Annotated in this window: 22 protein-coding genes and 2 tRNA genes; 5 read left to right on the top strand and 19 right to left on the bottom strand. The window is 39.8% G+C overall.

Features of this window, described 5'->3' with window-relative positions:
- Positions 1-9 precede the first annotated feature (9 nt).
- Genes ACZ5YP_RS04150 through ACZ5YP_RS04090 form a run of 13 tightly spaced genes read right to left on the bottom strand, consistent with a single transcriptional unit; the run spans position 10 to position 5,481 of the window.
- The gene (locus ACZ5YP_RS04150; protein ID WP_464834524.1) at positions 10-513 is read right to left on the bottom strand and encodes a 50S ribosomal protein L11; all 504 of its coding nucleotides are present in this window, start codon (positions 511-513) and stop codon (positions 10-12) included.
- 3 nt (positions 514-516) lie between these two features.
- Entirely contained in the window at positions 517-990 is a 474-nt protein-coding gene (locus ACZ5YP_RS04145) for a transcription elongation factor Spt5 (RefSeq protein ID WP_464834523.1), read from the bottom strand.
- 5 nt (positions 991-995) lie between these two features.
- Positions 996-1,175 carry a protein translocase SEC61 complex subunit gamma gene (locus ACZ5YP_RS04140; RefSeq protein WP_464834522.1) on the bottom strand — a complete coding sequence of 60 codons (180 nt, stop codon included), beginning with the start codon at positions 1,173-1,175 and terminating at the stop codon, positions 996-998.
- Between the two features lie 11 nt (positions 1,176-1,186).
- The gene (gene ftsY / locus ACZ5YP_RS04135) at positions 1,187-2,098 is read right to left on the bottom strand and encodes a signal recognition particle-docking protein FtsY (RefSeq protein ID WP_464834521.1); all 912 of its coding nucleotides are present in this window, start codon (positions 2,096-2,098) and stop codon (positions 1,187-1,189) included.
- Between the two features lie 11 nt (positions 2,099-2,109).
- Positions 2,110-2,574, bottom strand: a complete 465-nt coding sequence (pfdA, locus tag ACZ5YP_RS04130) for a prefoldin subunit alpha (protein ID WP_464834520.1) — start codon at positions 2,572-2,574, stop codon at positions 2,110-2,112.
- Complete coding sequence (gene rpl18a, locus ACZ5YP_RS04125) at positions 2,571-2,837, bottom strand: 50S ribosomal protein L18Ae (RefSeq protein WP_464834519.1); 267 nt, start codon at positions 2,835-2,837, stop codon at positions 2,571-2,573. Before rpl18a ends, pfdA begins: the two co-directional genes overlap by 4 nt.
- A complete protein-coding gene (locus ACZ5YP_RS04120; RefSeq protein ID WP_464834518.1) occupies positions 2,834-3,526 on the bottom strand; it encodes a translation initiation factor IF-6 in 693 nt (230 codons plus the stop codon). Before ACZ5YP_RS04120 ends, rpl18a begins: the two co-directional genes overlap by 4 nt.
- Positions 3,527-3,543: 17 nt before the next feature.
- A complete protein-coding gene (locus tag ACZ5YP_RS04115) occupies positions 3,544-3,837 on the bottom strand; it encodes a 50S ribosomal protein L31e (protein ID WP_464834517.1) in 294 nt (97 codons plus the stop codon).
- Positions 3,838-3,847: 10 nt separating this feature from the next.
- Complete coding sequence (locus ACZ5YP_RS04110) at positions 3,848-4,006, bottom strand: 50S ribosomal protein L39e (protein ID WP_464834516.1); 159 nt, start codon at positions 4,004-4,006, stop codon at positions 3,848-3,850.
- A 12-nt stretch (positions 4,007-4,018) separates the two neighbouring features.
- Positions 4,019-4,360 carry a DNA-binding protein gene (locus tag ACZ5YP_RS04105; protein WP_464834515.1) on the bottom strand — a complete coding sequence of 114 codons (342 nt, stop codon included), beginning with the start codon at positions 4,358-4,360 and terminating at the stop codon, positions 4,019-4,021.
- On the bottom strand, positions 4,357-4,863 hold the full coding sequence (locus tag ACZ5YP_RS04100; protein WP_464834514.1) for a 30S ribosomal protein S19e: 507 nt from the start codon (positions 4,861-4,863) through the stop codon (positions 4,357-4,359). Before ACZ5YP_RS04100 ends, ACZ5YP_RS04105 begins: the two co-directional genes overlap by 4 nt.
- Before the next feature lie 46 nt (positions 4,864-4,909).
- A complete protein-coding gene (locus tag ACZ5YP_RS04095; protein ID WP_464834513.1) occupies positions 4,910-5,194 on the bottom strand; it encodes a YhbY family RNA-binding protein in 285 nt (94 codons plus the stop codon).
- Positions 5,140-5,481, bottom strand: coding sequence for a ribonuclease P protein component 4 (locus ACZ5YP_RS04090; protein ID WP_464834512.1), 342 nt, complete (start codon positions 5,479-5,481; stop codon positions 5,140-5,142). Before ACZ5YP_RS04090 ends, ACZ5YP_RS04095 begins: the two co-directional genes overlap by 55 nt.
- A gap of 75 nt (positions 5,482-5,556) precedes the next feature.
- Here ACZ5YP_RS04090 and ACZ5YP_RS04085 point away from each other — a divergent pair, with 75 nt between their 5' ends.
- From ACZ5YP_RS04085 to dcd, 5 genes are all read left to right on the top strand, one after another.
- Positions 5,557-6,249: a 16S rRNA methyltransferase gene (locus ACZ5YP_RS04085; RefSeq protein ID WP_464834511.1), complete on the top strand. Its 693-nt coding sequence runs from the start codon at positions 5,557-5,559 to the stop codon at positions 6,247-6,249.
- A gap of 108 nt (positions 6,250-6,357) precedes the next feature.
- Complete coding sequence (locus tag ACZ5YP_RS04080) at positions 6,358-8,238, top strand: anaerobic ribonucleoside triphosphate reductase (protein ID WP_464834510.1); 1,881 nt, start codon at positions 6,358-6,360, stop codon at positions 8,236-8,238.
- A gap of 51 nt (positions 8,239-8,289) precedes the next feature.
- The gene (locus ACZ5YP_RS04075) at positions 8,290-9,048 is read left to right on the top strand and encodes an anaerobic ribonucleoside-triphosphate reductase activating protein (RefSeq protein ID WP_464834509.1); all 759 of its coding nucleotides are present in this window, start codon (positions 8,290-8,292) and stop codon (positions 9,046-9,048) included.
- Positions 9,045-9,938, top strand: coding sequence for an FAD-dependent thymidylate synthase (gene thyX / locus ACZ5YP_RS04070; RefSeq protein ID WP_464834508.1), 894 nt, complete (start codon positions 9,045-9,047; stop codon positions 9,936-9,938). The genes ACZ5YP_RS04075 and thyX overlap by 4 nt, the downstream gene beginning before the upstream one ends.
- Positions 9,939-10,017: 79 nt before the next feature.
- A complete protein-coding gene (gene dcd / locus ACZ5YP_RS04065) occupies positions 10,018-10,542 on the top strand; it encodes a dCTP deaminase (protein ID WP_464834507.1) in 525 nt (174 codons plus the stop codon).
- 13 nt (positions 10,543-10,555) lie between these two features.
- Here the strand turns inward: dcd and ACZ5YP_RS04060 are convergent.
- From ACZ5YP_RS04060 to feoB, 6 genes are all read right to left on the bottom strand, one after another.
- Positions 10,556-10,653: transfer RNA gene (locus tag ACZ5YP_RS04060), tRNA-Glu, on the bottom strand.
- Between the two features lie 31 nt (positions 10,654-10,684).
- Complete coding sequence (locus tag ACZ5YP_RS04055) at positions 10,685-11,419, bottom strand: DNA/RNA nuclease SfsA (RefSeq protein WP_464834506.1); 735 nt, start codon at positions 11,417-11,419, stop codon at positions 10,685-10,687.
- On the bottom strand, positions 11,379-11,798 hold the full coding sequence (locus ACZ5YP_RS04050) for a hypothetical protein (RefSeq protein WP_464834505.1): 420 nt from the start codon (positions 11,796-11,798) through the stop codon (positions 11,379-11,381). The genes ACZ5YP_RS04055 and ACZ5YP_RS04050 overlap by 41 nt, the downstream gene beginning before the upstream one ends.
- 50 nt (positions 11,799-11,848) lie before the next feature.
- A complete protein-coding gene (locus ACZ5YP_RS04045; protein ID WP_464834504.1) occupies positions 11,849-14,953 on the bottom strand; it encodes a DEAD/DEAH box helicase in 3,105 nt (1,034 codons plus the stop codon).
- A gap of 139 nt (positions 14,954-15,092) precedes the next feature.
- Positions 15,093-15,182, bottom strand: a tRNA-Arg gene (locus tag ACZ5YP_RS04040).
- A gap of 64 nt (positions 15,183-15,246) precedes the next feature.
- Positions 15,247-17,319, bottom strand: a complete 2,073-nt coding sequence (gene feoB / locus ACZ5YP_RS04035) for a ferrous iron transport protein B (protein WP_464834503.1) — start codon at positions 17,317-17,319, stop codon at positions 15,247-15,249.
- Position 17,320: the final 1 nt, after the last annotated feature.

Here is a 17,320-nt window from a genome sequence, read left to right as displayed (position 1 = left end):
TTAAACCACCTATTTCTCCCATTCCTCCTGGTATTTTGAAAGAATTTCATCGTAAACTCCTTGTTCTACGAGTTTAACTACTTCTTTGGGGTCTTTGCCCTCAACTGTAACGCCTATTGCTCTAGCAGTTCCCAAAATAGTTTTAACAGCTGCTTTCAATGTTTTAGCGGTTAACTGGTCTTTCTTCATAATAGCTATTTTAACAATGTCTTCGAATTTAACGTCGCCTATTTTCTTGTGAGCTGGGTCTCCAGATGGTTCTTTTGCGCCAGCGGCTTTCATTAGTAATGCTGTTGTTGTCGGTATACCTACTCTTACCTCGTATTTACGTGTATCAGTATCTATTTCTATTTCAACTGGGACTGGTAGCCCCTCGTAGTCTTTTGTCAACTCGTTTATTTTGTTTACTACTTCTACTACGTTTAACTTGTATGGTGATAGAGTTGGGCCTATTGGTGGGCCCGGCGTTGCCTTTCCTCCTTCAACTATGAATTTCAGCGTTTTCTTTACCATTTCCTAACCACCCTTTTTCACGTAATTTATTGGTATTGTTACGGGTATTGAAAAAGTAGCCTCTAATAGATTAACTGTAAGGATATTTTTACTTTTATCTATTGATACCACGCGGGCTTTCATACCTCTAAAAGGCCCACGTGTAATCTCTACGACGTCTCCCACGTTAATCTCCTCGAGTATTTCACGTGGTTTTATCGTTCCAATAAGTTCGCTTAAAGCTATTTTTAAAATTCTCTGTGTTGAAGCATATTTGATATTTGATAGAAGTCTATATAGCTCGGTTGGATTACTTGTTTCAACAAATACGTATCCTCGAACTCCAGGAGCAACTAGTATTGATTTAACACCCGTGGATTCTCCTTTACTCAGAGCTTCAAGTATTCTCCTCTCTACAATTAAGGCTACATCTAGTTCTCTCCCAGCTGTTGTTTTCACAGCGTAGATACTAGTTGCTTCTTTACTCTCAGAGCTCATGTTATTCAACCCGTAAATGGAAATAGAGTAGTATAGAATATCAAGCGTATTACAAAAGCTATTAAACCAATAAGCATGAAGCCTAGAAGTGTGATTTTAAGTAGAGTCATATACTCTTCTCTATCTGGCTTACTAGCTATTTGAAATATCTTTTTCCAAGCATCAATCAACTCTCTTAAATTCATTTACAACACACCTAGTCTTCTTGTGGAAGCACTTTATCTAGGTATTCTAAGTGGTTAAAAGGCTTTAAATCCCTATAATCTTGGCCTGTACCAATAAAAACTATTGGTTTTTTCAACACGTAGACAAGAGATATTGGTACACCACCTTCTTCATATGCATCATATTTTGTCACAATAAATCCATCTACTCCCACGGCATCATTGAAAAACCTTGCTTGTTCAATAGCGTCGTTTCCGGTTAACGCGTCTACAACGAGTAGTTTAAGGTCTGGTTTTACCACCTTCATTATCTTTCTCAACTCGTTTACTAAGTCTACATCAGTGTGCATTCTACCAGCAGTATCAATTAATACAACGTCAAAACCCCTGTTTTGAGCATAGGATATTCCATCATATGCTACAGAAGCGGGGTCTGCGCCATATTTACCCATAAATACAGGAATTCCAGTTTTCTCCGAGTGTTTCTTTAACTGTTCTTGTGCAGCTGCTCTAAAAGTGTCAGCTGCAATCATTAATGGTCTATGCCCGTGTTCACGTAGATATACAGCTACTTTTGCAATACTTGTTGTTTTACCTACACCGTTTACTCCCATAAAGACTATTTTTAGTGGTTTTCTCGTCTTGGCTAGTTCTAATATATCTATTCTCCCAGCGCTCTCAAAGTAGCTAGATATTATTTCTCGTAGTGTTTTAACAAGGGTTTTCTTGTCTCGTATTTTCTTTTCCTCGATTAACTCTTTGATTTTATTAGCAATGTCTTCTGCTGCTTCAAAAGCCACATCTCTACTTATTAATTCTAGTTTAAATTCTTCGAGGGCTTCATAGAGTTTTTCTTTTGGTATGAGGAGAGTAGTAGCTGTATCTACTACGGAGTCTATAAACTTCTTAAATGATTCACGTAACTTACCTAGTTTAGATAGCAATTTCTACACTCTTACTGGGTTTCTTGTTGCATTTGTGTTTGAAACACCTGGTTTAGTATTCTCTGTATGCTTGTGTATTCCTCGGCGAGAAGTCTACGTCTTGATTGAATATCGTTAATTGTTTTTTCGAGTCCTTGAAGCCTCTTAGATAGTATTTCAAGTGCTTTTTCCTTATTGGTTTTTAAGTAGAAACCCGAACCCAGATTGACTATTAAACTGCTACTCCAGTTTTCAGCTATTGTTGCCGGGATCATAACACTGGATAATCTGTCGAGTACTATGTATCCACTACTTGGTTTTTCATCTAGGTTTTTCAACGTATCTATTGCTAATTGGAGCTCTCTATAGTGTGATAGATAAGTATTGAGTGTAGCGTCGAGTACTTCAATACTTTGTCTTAGTTCTTCTGCTCTAGCTAGTAGTTCTTCGAGTGTTACTACTTGTTTCTCTCCTTGATTGCTTTGCTCACTGCTCATTGTTTAACTAGCCTCTCTACTCTCAATATGTGTAGTATTCTTGGACTTGTTGCTTCTTCGGGTGGAATTACCTCTACTTTCTCTATTTTGATATGGTATCTCTTGAGTTTATGTCTACTTCCTAGAACCGAGTATACTTTTTCTAGTGCGTCTTTCTCTGAGAGAGCTCTAACTTCTTGTGTAAAATTCTGCCATGTGGGGTATCTATCGTGGCTTATTAACATGCGCCCGGTTATTCTATATATTTTTACTTCTCCACTCATTCTCCACCACCACTAAACCCGGTTTTAACTCTAAGCACCTCTGGACCTGTAGTATTACCACCTACAACAACTCCTTTATTATTTGCTATTATCCCGCTTTTAACATATGGTACTCCGCCATTTATAGTAGCGTATTCTACAGATACTTTTGCTATGGTTTTCAATATCTTTAAGTCGTCTTCACTTGCATCAGGGTGTATTACTCCACCATTATCGTTTATTACAGCTACACTGCCTGGTACATCTAGGTTTACTAAGCGGGCTTTGTAGAATTCAACTCCGAGAATACTTGAAAGTCTTTTAACTTCTTCGTCTTCTAGGAGGGGACTTGCTATACACGCGTGGTTGTTACACAATATGAGGTTTCCAAGTGCTGTATATCTACTATTAGATACAACCACTTCGAGATCTACTCCATTTTCTCTAATCTCTCTCTTTATGTGTTCTAATTCTTCGTCGAATATGATGTGTGGAAGTATAATTGCATGGTTGTTTCCAGCAATAAATACACCGTTGAGTATTGTACCAGCGATTTTCGCTATTATGGGGGTAACTTGGAGTACACTATTCATTTCTCTAATATCGTCTTCGCCTATTCCAGGTGGGAGAATAAGCACTTTGTCATTTGCATAAGCGTAAATACCAATATTAGGGTTTCCGAAAAAACTCATACGTGTTATTTCAACCATGAGTAAACACCTAGAGTTTACTTGCGGGAAGCCTTGCTGGGTCTAACTAAAAATGCTTTAACTACTTTTTCTTCTTTGTCAAATCTGACTTCAACTACTACTCTTCTAGGTGGTTTTTCGCGTCCACGAGACCATACATAGTTGTTTATAGCTGGGTCGATAACTATCTTTTCTGCTTCTTTATAGTGGCGTGCTAGGTATTTTCTTATAAGTCTTATTGCTCTGTCAGCTCTATTAGCTCTTCTACCAAAATATACTCTCTTTAATGGAATAATATGTATTGATTTCTCAATGCTTTTCTGCTCACTCATAACTCACCACCTAGATGTTCTTTAACTTGGATCTTCTCCAGTGTCTAAGTCTGAATGAACGTCTAACTCTCAACCTGGTTTTCAATGATACCCATATGGGAATTGGTTTATTACTATTGTGAGCGGCTGCAAGTCTTAATTTCCTAGCTACGTGTTTATTTCTAGCCATATAAATCCCCCACTACTTCCTCTTAAATGTAATCTTTGTTTCACGTTTTGTCTGCTCATATAGTTCAGATAACAACCTCTTTAAAAAATCATCTGTTACGGGGATGGGTATTCTCCTTTGTTGAGCTAGGATTATTAATTGTTCTTCGAGGGCTGTGGCTAATTCGGGTTTAACTAGTCTTAAATTATTTAATCTCTCTCTTGCTTCAGGTGTGAGTATCTGTCTTAGTATTGCCTCTATTTGTGCTCTTCTAGCTTGTTCTTCCTCCATTCTACGTTTTAACTCGGCTAGTTTACGTGCTTTAAGAGCTTCTAGTTCTTCGTCGCTATAACCAGTGTATTCTTCACCGTTCATGTACTACCACTTGGAGCGCCAAGTATTTTTACACGGAGAGATGCTGGTAGGTATTTTGCTAGTTCTGGGTTTTCACTAGCTACTTCTAATGCTACTTCTAGTGCTATTCTATCTAGTAGTGCTCTACCCTGTGGTGTTAATACTCTACCTCTTCTTGTTTTTCTAACTAGTTGTGCTTGTTCTAGCTGTTGTAGTATTTTTCTAATAGCGTTTCCTGGTGCGCGATATGTTCTCTCTGGTCTAACACCACGTCTTTTTCTACCACCATACTCTCTTCTAAACTCGGTTAGCCCCATTGGTTCTCCTGCTTTATAGAGTTTTCTGAGTATACTAGCTGCTCTGTAATACCACCAATTGGGGTCTTCTGGCGGCTTTTCTTTGAAACACCCCGTTTTGACAAATGTTGCCCAGTGTGGTGGTTTTACTTCTGGCACGTTCTCCTTTAGATACTGTGCTAGTTTCGCTATTAATTTATCTGCTGGTACTTCTAAAGCTGTAACCATTAATCAACACCAAATTTGTTAACTTGACTAATCATTGATTTTTAGGTTATTTTTCCTTTATAAGCATGATTGTAAAGCCTCTTACTTCGTATACACGTGAATTCGTTCGCTCAGCTATTTCTCTAGCTATAGCGTCTATGTCGTCACTATATGTTTTTCTAAATGATTTTAAAACACGTATTTTTACAACACCGTGTTTTTCTAGTCTTGTTTTAACTTCGTTTATAAACGCGTCTGTTAAGCCATTTTTACCTAGTTGCACGTCTACTTTACCAGTTATTCTCTCTTTGATTTTTTCTTTGAGGTCTTTATCATAAATCTCCTTGTCCACCCGCAAAGGAGACACCTATATACTACTCGTGAACCCCTACCCTCACTCTTAATTCTAACACTCAGTGTTAAACCGGGTATTAGTGGTACATAACACTTTCTGCAATAGCTTCTTTTATACTTTCTAGGTATTTTCACTCTCGCTTTGCCAGCTATTCTAATAGCTATTTCTACATACCTCCTCGCTAATTCAACGTCTCCACGGTGGAGTCTATCAAATGCTTGTTTAAACAATATTTCTATTCTCTCACGTGCAATATTCTTCAATAGTTTTTCACGGTTGCTCATTTCTCCTCCACTAGAGACTACATTGATTAAAAGGTGTTATAGATTATAGTGTTGTGGTTATAGAGGAATAGGATTATGCGTAGTAAACTAGTATTAATACTACTAGAGGCCTCATTAGAAACAGTTCCAGCATCAATAGCAAATCACCCAGCAGTAGTTAAAACAGCTAGTAGGCGTGGTAAAAAACCAACCGAGATACTACTAGATAAAAGTATACACTATCATGCAATGAAGAAACTACCAAGAGCGGAAAAGCGTGGTAGACCAGACATTGTCCACATAGCACTACTAGAAGCACTTGAAAGCCCCTTAAATAAAACTGGTGGTTTATCCACGTATATCTATACTATTGAAGGACACGCTGTATTCATAGATCCATCTACGAGAATACCGAGAAACTACAATAGATTTGTAGGATTAATGGAGCAATTGTTTAAAGAAGGAAGAGTACCACCAGGTAGTGAAAAACCACTATTATATCTCAAAACAATTAAACTAGAAGATTTAATAAAAGAATCCATGAGTAGAGGACTGATACTACTAAGCGAAGAATGTGAATACAAACCAGTATATAGTGTTGTAGAAGAAGCAATTAGTGAAAAACTAGCAATTGGTATAGGAGGATTCCCCCATGGAGACTTCGAAGAAGAAACAAAGAAGCAAGCTGTTAGATGCTACTCTATATATAGAGAGCCTCTATCAACCCATATCGTTGTATCTAGAATAATCGCCTCAGCCGAGAAAATACTAGGCGTCATAGAACTATAAATATTCAGATAGAGTTTAGAATTCAAAAACGCCCGTGAACTTTTAGCTAGACACTTCAATTGCAGTTTTTAACCAACCGATTAATGATAAGGAGAGAGGCGTATTTTTATGCAGGAGACAACTCTACATCCACGAGACCCTCTAGACATTTATGCAGAGTGGAACAGACTCGACGTTAATGAAAACGCAAATAGATATCAGGGGCCTGGTAGCTTTTTCGCCTGGCTACTCGACGAGAAAATCAAAGAAGATGCCTACAATTTAATTCCAAACCACATACTAAGAGCACACATGGATGGATTAATATACATACATAAACTACCATACAGTGTGTGGCTTCCTTATTGTACAGGACACAGTATTGCACGACTGCTTGAAAAAGGCTTGAAGACACCCACGGTTATCTCGAGGCCGGCTAGACACCTCGACACGCTCGTAGACCACATTGCAAACTACTTGATTACAATGCAACACTACTTTACTGGTGCACAGGCTTTTTCAAGTGTTGAATGGTATGCTGGGCCATTTATACGCAGTGATAAACCAGACGAGAAGCAGTTGAAGCAACAACTACAGAGGCTTCTCTTCAACCTCAACTACCCCACGAGAATCGGGCTTCAAACACCTTTCACCAACTTCACTGTTACAATGAACGCCCCGAAGAAAATGCTAGAGGGAGACCACGCTGTCTATGGCGGTAGAGAAGCGGGAGTTCTCGGAGAATACGAAGAAGAAGCAAAGAGGTTTCTCAAAGCTCTATTCCAGCTATACCTAGAAGGAGACGCCGTGGGGCAACCCTTCACATTCCCCATACCGACACTAATGGTTACAGCTTCATGGATATGGGAAGACCCAGAACTACACGAACTGGTGTTCAAAGTAGCTGCTAAACGAGGAAGCTTCTATTGGTTGAATACAAGAGTCGTTGACCCAGACGCCACATATTCGATGTGTTGCAGAATTAATGTGGATAAAAATGAATTATTGTATGCCTACAACGGCTCCAAGTTCAAGCTCTCGCTGTCAAAGAGAGACGCTGAGGAAGCCCGTGAGGAATACTGGAAGCAAATCGAGAAGCAACGCTTCGGCGGCCTCTGGGCTCTGCCTGATATTACCGGGTCTGTGAACGTTGTAGACATCAACTTGCCCAGGATAGCCCTCGAGGCGCAGAGAGAGGAGCACAGGTTCTGGGAGCTATACGATGAGAGATTGAAGCTTGTGAGAGAAGCACTTGAGTGGCAGAGGGAGAGGTATGTCAGGCTTATGAAGCAGTATCCAAACTTCTACGCTATGATACTCGAGTACATGCATGAATTCCCCTCTAGCCACTTCAACACTATTGGAATTATTGGTCTACCAGAAGCAGCCGCTCTACTAATGCAGGAGCCAAAGCTGTGGCTCGACGGCGCTAGGAGAGACTGGCTCCGCGCCGCCGAGTTGATGAGGAAGATGGTTGAGTATGCTACGAGTAGAGCCCGTGAGTGGATGATGGAGACTGGTGTTCCATGGAACGTAGAGGAGGTACCAGGCGAGTCGGCGGCTCCAAAGCTGGCTCTTAGAGATATGAAGTTGTATCCAGAGCTAGCTGAATACCTGCCAGCTGAGCCACTATACAGCACTAGCGTTGCACCATACTATGCAGAAATGGAGTTGCCGGACAGAATAGAAGTAGAGCAGAGAGTTCAGAAATACTTTACTGGAGGCGTCATGATGCACTTATTCCTCGCCGAGGAGCCGGATCCAGAGGCGCTTGCCAAACTAGCAAAGAGGATAATGGAGACTGACATAGTCTACTGGAGCTTCACGCCAGCCATAACCCACTGCAACAACTGCGACTACACTGCGACAGGACTCTACAAGACATGCCCCAGGTGTGGGAGTGAAAACATTGATGTTTGGAGCAGAATTATCGGCTACTACCGTCCACTCAGAAACTGGAATCCATATCGTAGAAGAGAGTTCTGGCAGAGACAGCACTATAAATTCTAATAAGCTGTTTTTCTCCCACCATGCCTTTAGCTTCCACGTGGAGGATTTACTATGCGTTTATATACCGCTGGCTGGAAGAGCGTCTCACTAGTCGATGTTGTAGAACACCCAACATTTACTCTCTGGCTTTGTGGTTGCAACCTTCAATGCCCCTTCTGTCACAACTGGCGGATTGCTGAACGAGACTCCAAGCTATGTAAATGGATTGAGGTAGATGCAATACTAGAGGAGGTTGAAGCCAGCAAGTTCCTCGTAGACTACCTACACGTTACTGGTGGAGAACCCCTAATACAATACACTAGTGTAAAAGAATTATTTGAGAAAACACGTCGAATAGGACTTGCTACAAGTTTAAACTCTAATTTAACAATACCTCTACACTATTTAAAACACATTGTAGAACCAGGACTAGTGGACCATGTAGCAACAGACTTTAAAATTCCACCAAGTTTCTTATACGGCCTACCCGAGAAAGCATCTATGGTTTTATGGAGAAACTTCGTAGAATCCCTCAAATACCTAGGGGGTAAAGGTGTAGAGTTGGAGCTCAGAATACCGGTCTATAAAGAGCTAGCTCCCAGCACACTAGAGAAATACCTTGATGAAATAATATCGTATTTAAACCCAGATAAAACAACAGTGGTTTTCAATCCACTGCTAGGAGAGCCGTTTACAAACCCCAGGGATCCAGCATGGTGTAGAAAACACTGTATTATAGACGATGAACAAGTGAAAAAACTTACCAGTGTTTTCAGCGAGAAGGGGTTTAATAAAATAATAGTTAAATCGATACCGGGGTTTACACGTTGAAGTATCTACCAAGTGTTAAACTACTATACTATCTCTCAGACACCGAGAGAATTATTGCCACTAGTGCAAAAGCAACGCTTTCGCCAAGAGACTTTAATAGTATAAACGAGAAAATGAGCGTGGAGGACATTGAAAACTGGCTTAGAGAACTCGTTGTTAGGGGTCACGGTAGCCCGCTAGAACACAGTATCTATGTCTTCGAGGTAACTTGTAGTAGGGTTTGTAGCCACCAGTTGGTTAGACACAGACACGCTAGTTACACACAGTTGAGTCAGAGATATAGTGATAAATACCTGAAGAGCCTGGTAGAAGAAGCATCTAGACTGCTGGGTAAAACCCCGCCAGCTACATTTGGAGAAACAGCCCTCCTACTAGAAGATGTAGTTGAAAGCAACCTCGTATTCAACCAGCTACTAGAGCTTGCTTCACAGGCTTTCATTATACCACCAGTAATCGTAGAGAACAGGAATGAGGGCTTTCTCAAAGGGCTTCTAGCATCTACGGCCGAATACTACAGGGCGCTTGCTAGCGGGGTATCCTATGAAGACGCCAGGTACCTCCTACCACAAGCCGTGAAGACGAGAATTATTGTCTCTATGAATGCACGTGAGCTGGTAGAGGTCTTCCTCCCATTGAGAATGTGTAGCCGTGCACAGTGGGAGATACGATTTATAGCGTGGGAGCTGTGGAGGCAGCTTGTATCAGTCCACCCCAGGATATTCAAATACACGGGTCCAAGATGCGTGCTCGCCGAGAACAGGAGTAGACGCCAGCCATGCACACTAAACGAGTTCCTAGAGGGCAGGTGCGAGTTCACAATTGAGAGATGTCCAGAGAAAACACCAAGACATAAAATACTTGAGTGTTTAAACACGGCTGGATCGATATAACGAGTAGACAGATAGTAATACACGTTGATTTCTTGGTTTAAAAGGAATCCATGTTTATACACTAGTGAGGTGGTTTATATTGATACTAAGCGACTGGGATATACGTGTCTACCTTGAAAAGAAGTTGCTGGTTATAGACCCACTCTATCCAGACACTGTCAGGGAAAATGGTGTTGACTTGAGGTTTGGTTATAGATTCTGTAGGTTTAAAGGAAACAATGTAGTAATAGATACAAAAACAATGAATGTACCAGAAGCACTTGAATGCATAGATGTAGATGGAAACGGGTTTCTAGTGAAGCCATACGAGCACGTATTAGCCACCACGCTCGAATGGGTCGAGCTACCACACGACCTTGTCGGACTAGTAAACCTCAGAAGCAGTTTTGCAAGAGCGGGGCTCTACATTCCGCCAACAGTAATAGACGCCGGGTTCAAGGGAAACGTAACCATCGAGCTGATTGGCGGCATGCACCCAGTCAGAGTGTATCCCGAGCAGAGGTTTCTACACGTCGTGTTCTTGAGGACGAGTAGCCCGGTCTACAAGCCCTACCAGGGCAAATACCAGGGTCAAGTCAATGTAACACCTCCAAAACCAGATTAAGGAGTTGGAAAAATGCCGCCGCCGGGATTTGAACCCGGGTCACGGGCTTTCCACGCCTCCCTACAGGGGCTCGAGAGGCCCGCATACTTGACCGGGCTATACTACGGCGGCATCTATATAAACTAGAATTCTAAGGGGTTTTTTAAGCATTGTCGTCTAGGTAGCAATTTAGATCAACTGGTAGGTCTGAATTGCCCAGTATAATACTATTACTGTCTGGATTGTAGAAGATGTTTACTGATCTGAACACGATGCCTACACTTATAGCTCTATCTACGTATTTCTTTATTTCTCTGTCTACACTGCAATATAGTTTAAACCCAGTGCTAAATGGTACACCAGCTATAAATACTACTATTCCACTCCCGCCACTCTCAACGTATTTTGCTAGTGCACTTAACTGCCTCCACCCGCGCTGTGTTGGTGCATCTGGATATCCAGCAAGTCCTCCAGGCAACTCCATTACAGCGCTTTTTAATTCAACGAGTACGAGTCTACCACTACAGTTAAAAGCATAATCTACTACTTCACTGTTGAGTCTGTAATTCCTCTTTACGAGTATACAGTTTTCTAGCCACGGTATATGTCCTTGTTTAACAGCTTCCACGAATGCTTTTTCCTGTAGACTAGTATCTACTAGGTATGCATACTGGTTTTTCTCAACTGCAATCAATCTATACTTTAATTTACCGGTTTTATTTGGTATACAATACCCTTTTCTACCCTTAACTAGTATATTGGTTAATCTACCAGTATTGTTTAAATATACCGGTGAAGGCTTATTGTCTAATAATACTTCAACAGTAAACCTTGATTTTCTCTCTTGAATAATACATTCAACTGGATTGACTGGTTTCAATAGTATCTGTGTATACAATGGATTCACTCTCTACTTGTCTATGTTTAATTAATTTCTTTATTTCTCCTAGCCAGAGGATAAAGAGTAGTATTATTGATATTTGCCCTAAATCAGGGTATACTACTCCCCCTAGATCTGTTTTTTCAAGTATTACTAGTGGGAGTATAGTGATCTCGTATTGAGGATTACATAAAACAGCTTTTGTTGAAACAATGTATATGTAGGAGTAATTGAAGATTGCGAGTAGTAGCAATAGAAGTGTTAAAACATATTTAACTATTATCCTCTTGATGTCAAAGAGTGCATATATGGTGATAACAACGACAACTATTATTGAAATGTACAGTGATAATATTGATGTAACACTACCTATATCGCAGAATACCTGATTTGGCAACTACTACACCATGAATTTTCTAGTTTGATACTAGTTGATAGAATTATACATTAGGGGTTTTTAACGAGTTCGTTTAATACGAGATATGATATATATAGAGCTCTAGCTTTGTCTTCAAGGTATTTCAATATCAATTCTCTTTCTCTCTCCAGTATTTTCCTGTGTTCACGTATCTTTTTGAGTATAGTTAGTATAGTAGCATAGTTTACTCTCGGCTCTACACCTAGATTTACAGCTATTTCTTCTACACTTGTTAACCCGAGATCACTTTTTGATATCAGTGGTGTCACAGCAATTACTTGTTCTCTACTACTAGATATATGTGATGCTATTCTACGTAAATTGGCTTGTTTTACTTGTGAGAGCAGTATATCAACGTCTTCAACTATTAACTTGTAGTCTTCATAGTAGACTTTATCCAACAAACTACTTTCAACTTCAAGTAGTGATTGTGGTGGTTTAACTAGTGGTAGTGGTGGATAGATCTCCACGGAACCAGTAAACTTCTCTCCATCATAGAATCCATGAGCAGTAAGTAGTGATGGTGTGAGTGATTCTTCATCTAATACCTCGCTTACTACTACATATGCAAGTAGTTTTAAAGCTGGACTAGGCCGCGGTATTATGAGCTCTCTACCTTTAATAAAAGCTCTTATTTTATCCCTGGCTAGTATGTAGTCTACAACGCGTAGAGCATGGTTTCTAACTAGGTCCCAGTCAAACTCTATTGTTACAAGTGTTGAATATGCGATGTCGTCTATTTCAGATATAATAATTCTATCTAGTTCGTCTGGATTATGGGTTTTAATAAACTCTCTTATTTTAAACCAGTCTAGTTTTTCAATTAACCCTGCTGCTTCTGGCTCGTGGAGAGAGAAATACTTGTATTCACCGATTTTCACGACATCGTATAGTATTGTGTGTAGTGGAATACCCATATACCTCCTCAACAATACAATAATGTATGCGAGTCCTAGTCTAATGAGCTCGGTGTTTTCTCTTGGATCTATTGGATACGTGTAACCATATGTGAAATCACGGTATTCCCCTCCCGTTGGCATGGGAACATAGATTGTTCTCTTATCATAGTATACAATGGGCTCTCCCTTTACAACCATGTATTTTGGTTTCTCTGATCGAACAGTCCAAATACACCTTTCAGGTATTTTAATGTATTTTCCAAAACCATTTCTAGGAGTATAAACTACGCACAACTCCTCGCTGGTTATTCTACCCGAGAGCAGGTCTCTTATAATACTTGGTGTTTCACTCCACTTTAACTTGATATACCTGTATTCTTCGAGGGCTACAGATAATGCATCACTACTTCTAAAATCAATTTCTCTAATACTTTTTTCAATAATGCTTCTAACAAACCTTGTAGTTCTACCAGTATTTAGTGATACAACTATAGCTTCCTCTCCATAGTCTATATTTCCAGGTTGAAACTTCTCTACTAGGTCTACGTGTCCAATGGGTTCTAGTGGTATTAACTCTCCGTTTTTCTCGAGATACCTCTTAATACCATATGGTGGCGCATACTCGTAGAAATTGATCTTCTCGTATACTTCTCTCAACTTCTTTTCTACAACAACACCCTCACTAGTTAAAACACCAGTTGCTTTTAATGCTTCTACTTCTCGTTTATCTAGTTCTTGTTTAAACCATGGCGATAATAGTTTAATTACACCTGTAAACAGGTATATATAGAGGTTATCTGGATTCACAATGGTTTTCTCGAGTCCCAGACCAAGCCAGTTTTTAAAAGAATCTAGACCACTACTCAATAACTCCTTATCCCATCTAGCATATGGAATAATAATCGTCTCTGAAAACCCTAGTTCTCTCCTACGGCCTTTCCTCCCCTCTCTCTGATAGAACTCTCTAACGCTTTCTGGGAGGCCTAGGTGTACTACTCTAGTAATTAAGCCTATATCAATACCTTGTGATAGCGTACGGGGTGAAACAATGACTTTTATTTCACCTCTTCTCGCCTTCTCCTCGATTTCTTCTCGTGTTTTCTTGGGGACTAAGTGGTGGTGGCTTGCTATTGGCGCATTTGAACCATATTTTTGTTTTATTGTTTTTACTAGTTCCTCGGCTGAACCAATACTCCTTGTAAATACGAGTGTTACGTATTCATCGTTAAAGTATTCTGTTATTATCTCGGCTGGATCTACGTGTATACTGGGTATGTCGTATCCAAGGCTTTCAAGAATCGAGATTATTCTATATGCTTCTCTCTTGAATTCACTATAACTACTAATTATCTTTGTATACTCGTTTAGTTCTGGGTGTTCTCTAACTATCTTTGACCATTGATCTCTAATATTCCTCCATACAACTTCTAGGTTTTTACCTAGTACAATATACGTTCTATTCTCAACTCTAAACGGCTCACCCTCAATTACACGACAGTTTCTACCTGTTTCCTCGGAGAGGAATTTACAGAGGTCTTCTGGATTTGCTATTCCAGCTGAGAGAACGGCTACTTGTAATCTCTCCGCACTGATCTTTGAGAGTATTTTTATTAACGCCATAAAGAGCGCTAGACATCTCGGCCCATAGAAATCCAATTCATCTACAACTAGTAGGTTTAATTTAGAGTATATGGGGGCTAGTAGTGCACTACTCTTCTTCACCATATACTTTTTTAAATCATGGAGGAGAAAAGCGGGGTTTGTTACTATAAGGTTTGATGTTCCAATAGAGAATCTAAGTGAGGTTAAACCCTTCTTTTTAACTAGTTCTTCTCTCCTAACACTATCTAGTTGGAGTGGTGTTTTACCAATTAAACCCATATACTTCTCTATTCGTTTAACTTGGTCGTTTGCAAGTGCTAGTGTTGGATAGACAGCTATAACGTGGAAATCCTTGTTTTTCTTTAACTCGTTTAACACGTAGAGTATCCATGCTTCTGTTTTACCACTACCAGTACCGGCTCTTAAAACAATGTTTTCTCCGTTTTCCAATGCAGTGTATGCTTCATACTGGTGTTTATAGAGGTACGAACTGCCTATTTCTAAACTGGAAAACTCTGGGACGACGTCAATAAACCTTAAATTAGAGTATTTGGGCTCACTTGGAGGATCTATTAATTCAATAAAACTATAGCCCCTACTAGACAATACACTACCAGTAGATATCCTCGGCATTGTTTAACAAAGCCCCTTAAACACTCTATACAAACCCTTCTTCTATAATGTATTGTTAAACCCGGTAATTTATTGTAGTACAGCAGAGTTTAGTTGAACACTAATTTTCAAGAGTTGTTTTCTAGGGTTGTAGTAGACGCGGGCCCGCCGGGATTTGAACCCGGGTCCTCCGGCTTTCCACGCAGTGGCTTAGGAGGCCGGCGCCCTGTCCTGGCTAGGCGACGGGCCCATTGACTCCTTTACCTATATGTGTTATTTGGGGTTTTTAAACAATGGTTGCTTTATTATTGGGTTTAAAGTGGAATTAGCATTGTAATATTGTATGCTAGTAGAGCGAGGAGATAGGCTGTTGTCATCATTAGTACTATTGTTGAAATGGTTGTCTTCCAATTCTTTGTTTCACTGTAAATAGTTGCTATGGTTGCCAGGCACGGTACATATAGTGCTATAAACAATGCAAGTGAAACACTTGTTGGAATAGATAAACCAAGTGTTCTATACGCGTCAAGTGGATTGTTGACTCCAGTTGAAGCCACTATAGCACCCAGTATTAACTCCTTTGCTAGAAATCCCAGTAGTAGAGCATACCCCACGATCCACGTGTTTTCCCCGCTAACACCAAGTGGTTTCAATACTACTCCAAGACTCCTAGAAATGTATGCTGCAATGCTTTCCTCTGGGTTTTCCGTGTAGGATAATGTTGGAGTCGTGTGTTGTAGCCCCCATGATATAATGCTCACTAGAAAGATAACAGTACCTGCTTTAATCAAGAAGTGTTTTAAGTGGTGCCATGTAAACCACCATACTACTTTAAAATATGGTCTATGTAATGGTGGTATTTCGAGTAGTAATTCTACTTCTTCATATCGCTTTCTCTTCTCAAACAAGTACAATACATAATTTAACAATAACACTACTAGAAACGACGTCAAGTATACTATTGGGACGAGTAGAGCACCAATTACTCCTCCAAGCGAAGCTGATAAAACAAGTAGGACTACGAGGCGTGCTTGGCAGGGTATGAATGGTGTTAATATTATTAATCTCAATCTCTCTAAGTGGTTTGGAATAGCCCTTGTAGACATAACTCCCGGTACATTACATCCGAGACTGAGAGTTAATGGTAGTATTGCGTGTCCAGATAAACCAAATTTACTTAGTAATATGTGTGCTCCTATTGCTAGTCTTGGAAGTAATCCAGAGTCTTCTAGTGCTCCCAGTACTATCATTACAATAGCTATTAGTGGAATAAAGACTACTACCGAAACTACACCAGCAATAATACCACCAGTTATAAAAGATGAAAATGGTGTTTCACCGAGAACTCCAATAATATAGTTGTTTAAAGCATCAAATAATTTCTCAATTAAACTTGAAAGCGAATACTCCTCTAGTAAAACAGCTAGTTCTGTATATCCAAAGTGCTCTAAAATAGTTGTTAAGGGGTAGCCAGTGTTTACTATGAAAACCAAGATGAATAATGTGAATATAATGCTAGTTGAAAGCAGAGGGGCTATGTATGGATTATAAAATATTCTAGGCGACCTCACCCGCTCTAGTCGAGCATATACTACGGCGTTTTTCAACAGGTTGTCTCTTATAAAGTGCATTTTTCTCATTGATATATATGCTGCTAGATCTCTTCCAATCCTCCTCCTAGCTTCTTCTCTGATTTCAAATAGTTCTCTATATTTATCACTCAATTTCTCTTTCACTAGTTTTTCTACTTCTTCATCTCCCTCGAGGAATTTTAGTGCAAGCCATCTAGCTGGGTATTTAGAGACTAGTTCTCTATCTACGCGGAGAGCGTCTTCAATTCCCGTTATAAATGGTTCGAGTTCTCCATAGTCTATTCTAAGAAGTCTCCCCTGAACACGAGTTTTTTCAATGATCTCATCTAGTAGTTCTTCTACTCCACTACCCTTAATTGCTGAGACTGGTACTACTGGAACTCCAAGTCTCTTCTCTATTAAATCATAGTTTATATGGATACCCTTACTGTGAGCAATATCTACTTTTGTAATAGCTATTAATGCCTTGCTAGTTAATTCTAGCACTTCAACTGCGAGGTAGAATGTTCGTTCGAGTGCTAGAGAATCTACAAGTACTACTAAGAGGTCTGGGTTTTCCTCTACTACGAAGTTCCTCGATATTTTCTCTTCTAGTGTAAAATATGAGAGTCCATAAATCCCCGGGAGATCTACTATTTTAATTTCGTATTCTTTATACTTAATGGTGCTTTCAACTCGTTCTACTGTTGTACCAGGCCAATTAGATACTATTACATTTCCCTTTGTAAGCACGTTGAAAAGAGTTGATTTGCCAACATTTGGTTGCCCTATGAGTCCCACTAGGAGTTTAGACATG

The organism is Sulfophobococcus zilligii, from assembly GCF_055398255.1.
This window is presented reverse-complemented; position numbering and strand designations above follow the sequence as displayed.

Bases quoted from the DNA above. Each gene is read 5' to 3' on its own strand.
- ACZ5YP_RS04150 (WP_464834524.1), bottom strand. From the start codon at position 513: ATGGTAAAGAAAACGCTGAAATTCATAGTTGAAGGAGGAAAGGCAACG.
- ACZ5YP_RS04145 (WP_464834523.1), bottom strand. From the start codon at position 990: ATGAGCTCTGAGAGTAAAGAAGCAACTAGTATCTACGCTGTGAAAACA.
- ACZ5YP_RS04140 (WP_464834522.1), bottom strand. From the start codon at position 1,175: ATGAATTTAAGAGAGTTGATTGATGCTTGGAAAAAGATATTTCAAATA.
- pfdA (WP_464834520.1), bottom strand. From the start codon at position 2,574: ATGAGCAGTGAGCAAAGCAATCAAGGAGAGAAACAAGTAGTAACACTC.
- rpl18a (WP_464834519.1), bottom strand. From the start codon at position 2,837: ATGAGTGGAGAAGTAAAAATATATAGAATAACCGGGCGCATGTTAATA.
- ACZ5YP_RS04120 (WP_464834518.1), bottom strand. From the start codon at position 3,526: ATGGTTGAAATAACACGTATGAGTTTTTTCGGAAACCCTAATATTGGT.
- ACZ5YP_RS04115 (WP_464834517.1), bottom strand. From the start codon at position 3,837: ATGAGTGAGCAGAAAAGCATTGAGAAATCAATACATATTATTCCATTA.
- ACZ5YP_RS04110 (WP_464834516.1), bottom strand. From the start codon at position 4,006: ATGGCTAGAAATAAACACGTAGCTAGGAAATTAAGACTTGCAGCCGCT.
- ACZ5YP_RS04105 (WP_464834515.1), bottom strand. From the start codon at position 4,360: ATGAACGGTGAAGAATACACTGGTTATAGCGACGAAGAACTAGAAGCT.
- ACZ5YP_RS04100 (WP_464834514.1), bottom strand. From the start codon at position 4,863: ATGGTTACAGCTTTAGAAGTACCAGCAGATAAATTAATAGCGAAACTA.
- ACZ5YP_RS04090 (WP_464834512.1), bottom strand. From the start codon at position 5,481: ATGAGCAACCGTGAAAAACTATTGAAGAATATTGCACGTGAGAGAATA.
- ACZ5YP_RS04085 (WP_464834511.1), top strand. From the start codon at position 5,557: ATGCGTAGTAAACTAGTATTAATACTACTAGAGGCCTCATTAGAAACA.
- ACZ5YP_RS04080 (WP_464834510.1), top strand. From the start codon at position 6,358: ATGCAGGAGACAACTCTACATCCACGAGACCCTCTAGACATTTATGCA.
- ACZ5YP_RS04075 (WP_464834509.1), top strand. From the start codon at position 8,290: ATGCGTTTATATACCGCTGGCTGGAAGAGCGTCTCACTAGTCGATGTT.
- ACZ5YP_RS04045 (WP_464834504.1), bottom strand. From the start codon at position 14,953: ATGCCGAGGATATCTACTGGTAGTGTATTGTCTAGTAGGGGCTATAGT.
- feoB (WP_464834503.1), bottom strand. From the start codon at position 17,319: ATGTCTAAACTCCTAGTGGGACTCATAGGGCAACCAAATGTTGGCAAA.